The sequence below is a fragment of the Acidovorax sp. genome, assembly GCF_046314175.1.
Classification (GTDB): Bacteria; Pseudomonadota; Gammaproteobacteria; order Burkholderiales; family Burkholderiaceae_C; genus Acidovorax.
The window spans coordinates 1-6,042 of record NZ_JBKBXG010000157.1 but is presented as its reverse complement, the minus strand read 5'-3'; the positions used below and the strand labels follow the sequence as shown (position 1 = coordinate 6,042).

Genomic DNA, 6,042 nt, shown 5'->3' with positions numbered 1-6,042 from the left:
TTCCGAGATATCGACGGCACTCTCGGTCTGCACGTAGCGCAGTTCTTCAATTTTGGATTCGAGTTCGGCGATGGGCTGCTCGAAATCCAGAAAGGTCTTTTTCGCCAACGTTTTTCTCCTAAGGGATCGCGCCGGTTGTGGCTGCCACGAATGGCACGCACTGTAACCGACGGTTAACGAGTTTTATAAAGCGACTCAGGCTGTGTCAGCCGTTCAGTCCGCCACCGGCAAGGGGTCGAGCGATCGCCAAATATACCAAGTCGCCACACTGCACCATGGCTTCCAGGCGTCTGCCACTTCACGTGCGTCACTGCGGCTTACCGGGTCGCCAGAGAAATAGTTGTGACTGATTCCAGCGATCAGACCAGGGTCATCCAGGGGCAAAACGTTGGGACGCATCAGATAAAAGATGAGGAACATCTCTGCCGTCCAGCGGCCGATGCCCCGTATGGCGACCAACTCGGCAATGATGGCTTCGTCGTCCATCGCCGCCCAGTCCTTCACGTGCAGCTTGCCCTCATCAAAATGAATAGCCAAGTCCACCAGGTAGTCGACCTTGCGCGCCGACAGGCCTGCTGCCCGCATGTCGTCGATCTTGAGCTTGAGCACGTTGGCAGGCTTCATGCTGCGGGGCAGCGCAACAAAGCGCTCCCACACCGTCTGCGCGGACTTGACCGAAATTTGCTGGCCCACGATGGAACGCGCCAGCGTGGTGAACGCATCACCCCGAACCTGCAGGGCCGCGTCGCCGAACTGGGGGATCAGGCGCTTCATCACCCGATCCTTCTTCACCAGGTGCTTGCAGGCCTCGGTCCAGTAAGGGGGTGTAGCCGGTGCACGCACCCCATCCACGCCCTCCACCCCAACCGACGCATCCAAAGCTATCTTTTTAGTAGCTGCCACCGGTCGTCCTGTCTGCCCAAGAGGCGTTTTTCATCAAATAGACAGAAATCACTGCGCCGCTTCCCATGTGGTGCCTGTCGCAGAGTCTTTCAACACGATGCCCTGCGCCAGCAAGGCATTGCGAATGCGGTCGGCCTCGGCGAAGTTCTTTGCGGCCTTGGCGGCAGCGCGGGCAGCGATCTGCGCCTGAATGTCGGCCTCATCCACGCCACTGGCACCCGCTTGCAGAAAGGCTTTGGGGTCACCTTGCAAAATGCCAACGCAGCCACCGAGGGCCTTCAGCAGGCCCGCCATCTCGGCAGAACCTGTCTTGTTGACTTCACCGGCCAGGTCAAACAACACCGCCACCGCCTCGGGCGTGCCAAAGTCCTCGTCCATGGCCGCCTTGAAGCGCGCGGCGTAGGAGTCGGCCCAGTTGATGGCCGCTACTTCGGCAGGTGCCACCAAGCTCAGGGCGGTGTACAGGCGCTTCAGAGCCTGGCGCGCGTCGTCCAGGTGCGCATCGCTGTAATTAAGCGCACTGCGGTAGTGGGCCCGCACGATGAAAAAGCGCACCGTCTCGGCGTCGTACCGCTGGAGCACATCGCGGATGGTGAAGAAGTTGCCCAGGCTCTTGGACATCTTCTCGTTGTCCACACGCACAAAACCGTTGTGCACCCAGAACTTGGCCAGCGGTTTGCCCGTGGCGCCTTCACTCTGGGCGATTTCGTTCTCGTGGTGGGGGAACTGCAGGTCTGCTCCGCCGCCGTGGATGTCAAAGGTTTCACCTAGAGTGGCGCAGCTCATGGCCGAGCATTCGATGTGCCAGCCGGGGCGGCCCGCGCCAAATTCGCTGTCCCATTTGGCTTCAGGAGGCTCCTCTGCCTTGGCGGACTTCCACAGCACGAAGTCGAGCGGGTCTTCCTTGCCGTCGAGCACCGCCACGCGCTCGCCTGCACGCAGCTCATCCAGCGACTTGCCAGAGAGTTTGCCGTACCCGTCAAATTTGCGCACCGAGTAGTTCACATCGCCGTTGCTGGCGCGGTAGGCCAGGCCCTTGCCTTCGAGCTGGCCGATCAGCGAGAGCATCTGGGGTACATATTCAGTCGCACGGGGCTCGGCAGAAGGCGGCTCTATGCCCAAGAGGCCGATGTCATGGTGCATCGCGGCGATCATCTCGTCCGTGAGTGCACGGATGGTGATGCCGCGCTCCAGTGCGCGCTTGATGATCTTGTCGTCAATGTCCGTGATGTTGCGCACATAGGTGACGCGGTAGCCGCTGCTTTTGAGCCAGCGCTGCACAACGTCAAACGCCATCATCATGCGGGCGTGGCCGATGTGGCACAGGTCATAAATGGTCATGCCGCACACATACATGCGCACATGGCCAGGTTCGAGCGGGGAAAACTCCTCCAATGCACGCGACAGCGTGTTGTAGATGCGCAAACTCATGGGATTTCAGTAACGGGAGAAGGGATGGGTGGGTGAGAGGTTTCACCCGGCAGCTGCGGGAGGTGGCCCCAGTCAGGGGCTGGCCCGGCGAGGGGCGTCCAGCAAAATCAGCAGCGGCAACAGCGCACCGTCATGACAACCCCCTCAGCTACAATTCGGCGAAGTATAAGCTCCCGCCCTGCGAGACGCTGCCCAACACTCCTGAACCCCCATGAAGCAAGTCCGAAGCACCATCCCACGACTTTTGCGCCTGCTGGCACTGACCGCACTGCTGGGCACTGGCGTGGTTCACGCCGATGACTATGCCGACATCACCCAGTTGCTCAAAGCAGGCAAGGCCGCCGAAGCGCTGACCAAAGCCGACCAGCGCCTGGCCGCCAATCCCAAGGACCCGCAACTGCGCTTTTTGCGTGGCGTGGCGCAGGCTGACAGCGGCAAGCAAGGTGACGCCATCACCACCTTCAACAAGCTGACGGAAGAATACCCAGAGCTGCCCGAGCCCTACAACAACCTGGCCGTGCTGTATGCCAACCAGAACCAGCTGGACAAGGCCCGCACTGCGCTGGAGATGGCGATCCGCACCAACCCCAGCTATGCCACTGCTCACGAAAACCTGGGCGACATCTATGCCAAGCTGGCTAGCCAGGCCTACAACAAGGCCCTGCAACTGGATGCCACCAATGCCAATTCGGTAAAGCCCAAGCTGGCACTGATCCGCGAACTGTTCTCGGCAGACGCTACTGGCAAGGCTGGGCGCCCTGCGGCAGCAGCCCCAGCACCGGCCATCGTTGCAACCCAACGCCCCGCCCCGGCGCCTGCAGCCGCTCCGGCAACGCCTGCGCCAGCCCCAACTCCGGCTCCGACCCCGACACCTGCAGCGGCCCCTGCACCTGCCGTGGCTGCCACTCCGGCCCCCGCACCCGCACCCGCACCCGCCCCTGCAGCTGCCAGCGACGCCTCCATTCAGGCAGTGACATCTGCTGTTCAGGCCTGGGCGGCAGCATGGTCTGCCAAGGACATGAAAGCCTATCTGGCGGCGTACGACAAGTCTTTCTCCCCACCAGGCCGCCAATCGCGCAGCGCATGGGAAAAGGAGCGCGAATCACGCATCGTGGGCAAGTCCAAGATCAGCGTGCAACTCTCGGATCTGACGGTTTCCGTCAACGGCGACAAGGCTTCGGCCCGCTTTCGCCAGGCTTACAGCGCCGACGCACTGAATGTGGCCAGCCGCAAGACGCTGGACCTGGTCAACAACAATGGTCGCTGGACCATCGTCCGCGAATCGACCGGCGGCTGATCATGACTCCCTCCACCGCGCCTGCGCATAAAGCGCGGGCGTTTTTTTTGCTCCGCTGAAGCCGCGTGACGAAACCGATGCGACGCAACCCAGCATCTGCGTACCTGTCCGCACGCCGGGCAGTGGCGGGCACGCTGGTGCTGGCTGCGCTCATGCAGGCGGCGCCCGCGCCGGCGCAAAACAACAAGCCGCGTCGCCCCCTGCAAACGGCGCCCGCCGTCGCCACGTCCGCCACGTCAGACCTGCGTGATGGCCAAGCAGAAACCCGCCTGTTGGCGGTCTACAAACTCATCGCAGAAGGCCGCGGACGCGAAGCCCTGCATGCGGCCGAAAGCCTGGCGCGCGACTACCCCAACTTTCAGCTCGCGCAGCTGGCCGTGGGCGACCTGCTCACGGCCCGCACCCGCTCCATCCGCCATCCGGGTGACTTGGGCGACCTGCCCGAACCCGATTCCGCGCGCAGCATCCAGGCCGCCACTACGCTCGAAGAGCTGCGCAACGAATCGCGCCAGCGTGTAGACGCGCAGCGCAGCCGCCCTCCGGCCAACACCATTCCCGCACAGTTCCTGGAGCTGTCTTCCCGCTCGCGCCACGCGATTGCGATTGATGCGTCCCGCTCGCGGCTGTATCTTTTCGAGAACACCCCCAAGGGCCTGCAACTGGTGGCCGACTACTACGCGTCCGTCGGCAAGCTGGGCATCGAAAAAATGGTGGAAGGCGATCAGCGCACGCCATTGGGGGTGTACTTCATCACCAGTCGCCTGGACCCCGCCACGCTCAAGGATTTTTACGGCGTGGGCGCGCTGCCCATCAACTACCCCAACCCGCTGGACCTGAGTCGGGGCAAGACCGGCAGCGGCATCTGGCTGCATGGAACACCGCCCGACCAGTTTGCGCGCGCCCCGCTGGCCACCGATGGCTGCCTGGTGCTGGCCAACCCCGACCTCGAACGCATCCTGCGCACGGTGGAGCCACGCTCCACCCCGGTAGTGATTGCGCGGCAACTGCAGTGGGTGGCGCCGCACAGCATCCAGGCAGACCGCAAGGCGTTTGATGCGGTGCTCAACGCCTGGCGCAGCGCCAAGACCGAGGGCGACATGAAACGCCTGCTCGACTTTTATGCGCCCAACTTTCAAAGCCACCGCAAAAAGCCGCTGGCCGAATGGGCCCCGGTTCTGCAGGCCGAGACGCGGGCCCTGAAGGGCCGGGAACTCCACCTTAAAGACAAGTCTTACCTGCGGTGGACCGACTCGGCCGACACCATGGTGGTAACGTTCGGCGAAGTCGCCGAAGGCGCCCGAACGGGCCCCGTCAAACGCCAATACTGGACGCGACGTGGCCAAACTTGGCAGATATTTTTCGAAGGAGTGATTGGATGATTTCCAGAAGAAATTCGACTCTGGCGCTTGCCAGTATTGCGCTAACAGCTATGTTTTCAGTAGCAAATGTGCACGCACAGACTGCCCCCAAGGTCAAACTGACCACCTCGATGGGCGACATCGTGGTGCAGCTGGACCCCGCCAAGGCCCCCAAGACGGTCGAGAACTTTCTGGCCTACGTCAACGACAAGCACTATGACGGCACCGTGTTCCACCGTGTGATGGACGGGTTCATGATCCAGGGCGGCGGCTTTACGGCCGACATGCAGCAAAAGGCCACCAAGCCACCGATCGCGCTGGAAGCCAGCAACGGCCTCAAGAACGACACCTACACCATCGCGATGGCCCGCACGAGCAACCCCAACTCGGCCACCTCGCAGTTCTTCATCAACGTGAAGGACAACGCCATGCTCAACGCCCCGCAGCCTGACGGCCACGGTTATGCCGTGTTCGGCAAGGTCGTTGAAGGCACCGCCGTGGTTGACAAGATCAAGGCCGTGGCCGTTGGCAACAAGGGCGGCCACCAGAACGTGCCCAACACCCCCGTCACCATCACTTCCGCCACGCTGGTGAAGTGATATTGAAGTCTCTTATCTGAAAGAACCATTGCCATGAGCAACCCCCAAGTCGAACTGCATATCACCGACTACGGTGTCATCACCCTCGAACTCGACGCCGCCAAGGCGCCCAAGTCGGTCGAGAACTTTCTGGCCTACGTGAACAAGGGCCACTACAACAACACCATCTTTCACCGTGTGATCCCCGGGTTCATGGTGCAAGGCGGCGGCTTTGAGCCCGGCATGACGCAAAAGTCGTCCGACGCGCCCATCGAGAACGAAGCCAACAACGGCCTGAAGAACGCCAACTACACCGTGGCCATGGCCCGCACCAGCGACCCGCACTCGGCCACCGCGCAGTTCTTCATCAACGTGGCCGACAACGGCTTTCTGAACCACACCGCACCGTCAGCCCAGGGCTGGGGTTACGCCGTGTTCGGCAAAGTGGTCGGTGGCGCCGATGTGGTGGACAAGA

The 6,042-nt window shown here is 62.1% G+C and carries 6 protein-coding genes and 1 pseudogene; 4 read left to right on the top strand and 3 right to left on the bottom strand.

The genetic code is table 11. The features are described from left to right. The 3 genes and pseudogenes from ACK4OE_RS24795 to cysS form a co-directional block, all read right to left on the bottom strand. Positions 1-108: pseudogene (locus ACK4OE_RS24795) on the bottom strand (acetyl-CoA carboxylase carboxyl transferase subunit alpha); the annotation flags it as partial. A gap of 105 nt (positions 109-213) precedes the next feature. After that, the gene (locus tag ACK4OE_RS24790) at positions 214-885 is read right to left on the bottom strand and encodes a DNA-3-methyladenine glycosylase family protein (protein WP_409889090.1); all 672 of its coding nucleotides are present in this window, start codon (positions 883-885) and stop codon (positions 214-216) included. A 66-nt stretch (positions 886-951) separates the two neighbouring features. Continuing rightward, positions 952-2,334, bottom strand: a complete 1,383-nt coding sequence (gene cysS, locus ACK4OE_RS24785) for a cysteine--tRNA ligase (RefSeq protein WP_409889088.1) — start codon at positions 2,332-2,334, stop codon at positions 952-954. 211 nt (positions 2,335-2,545) lie between these two features. Here cysS and ACK4OE_RS24780 point away from each other — a divergent pair, with 211 nt between their 5' ends. The 4 genes from ACK4OE_RS24780 to ACK4OE_RS24765 form a co-directional block, all read left to right on the top strand. Beyond that, on the top strand, positions 2,546-3,631 hold the full coding sequence (locus ACK4OE_RS24780; protein WP_409889086.1) for a tetratricopeptide repeat protein: 1,086 nt from the start codon (positions 2,546-2,548) through the stop codon (positions 3,629-3,631). A 77-nt stretch (positions 3,632-3,708) separates the two neighbouring features. Continuing rightward, on the top strand, positions 3,709-5,010 hold the full coding sequence (locus ACK4OE_RS24775; RefSeq protein WP_409889084.1) for a L,D-transpeptidase family protein: 1,302 nt from the start codon (positions 3,709-3,711) through the stop codon (positions 5,008-5,010). Further along, positions 5,007-5,588, top strand: a complete 582-nt coding sequence (locus tag ACK4OE_RS24770; protein ID WP_409889082.1) for a peptidylprolyl isomerase — start codon at positions 5,007-5,009, stop codon at positions 5,586-5,588. The genes ACK4OE_RS24775 and ACK4OE_RS24770 overlap by 4 nt, the downstream gene beginning before the upstream one ends. A 33-nt stretch (positions 5,589-5,621) precedes the next feature. Then, positions 5,622-6,042: peptidylprolyl isomerase (locus ACK4OE_RS24765; protein ID WP_409889080.1), on the top strand; the 421-nt coding region annotated here is incomplete at its 3' end.

What these genes read in the sequence shown, in the direction of transcription:
- cysS (WP_409889088.1), bottom strand. Translation starts at nt 2,334, where the DNA reads ATGAGTTTGCGCATCTACAACACGCTGTCGCGTGCATTGGAGGAGTTT.
- ACK4OE_RS24780 (WP_409889086.1), top strand. Translation starts at nt 2,546, where the DNA reads ATGAAGCAAGTCCGAAGCACCATCCCACGACTTTTGCGCCTGCTGGCA.
- ACK4OE_RS24775 (WP_409889084.1), top strand. Translation starts at nt 3,709, where the DNA reads ATGCGACGCAACCCAGCATCTGCGTACCTGTCCGCACGCCGGGCAGTG.
- ACK4OE_RS24770 (WP_409889082.1), top strand. Translation starts at nt 5,007, where the DNA reads ATGATTTCCAGAAGAAATTCGACTCTGGCGCTTGCCAGTATTGCGCTA.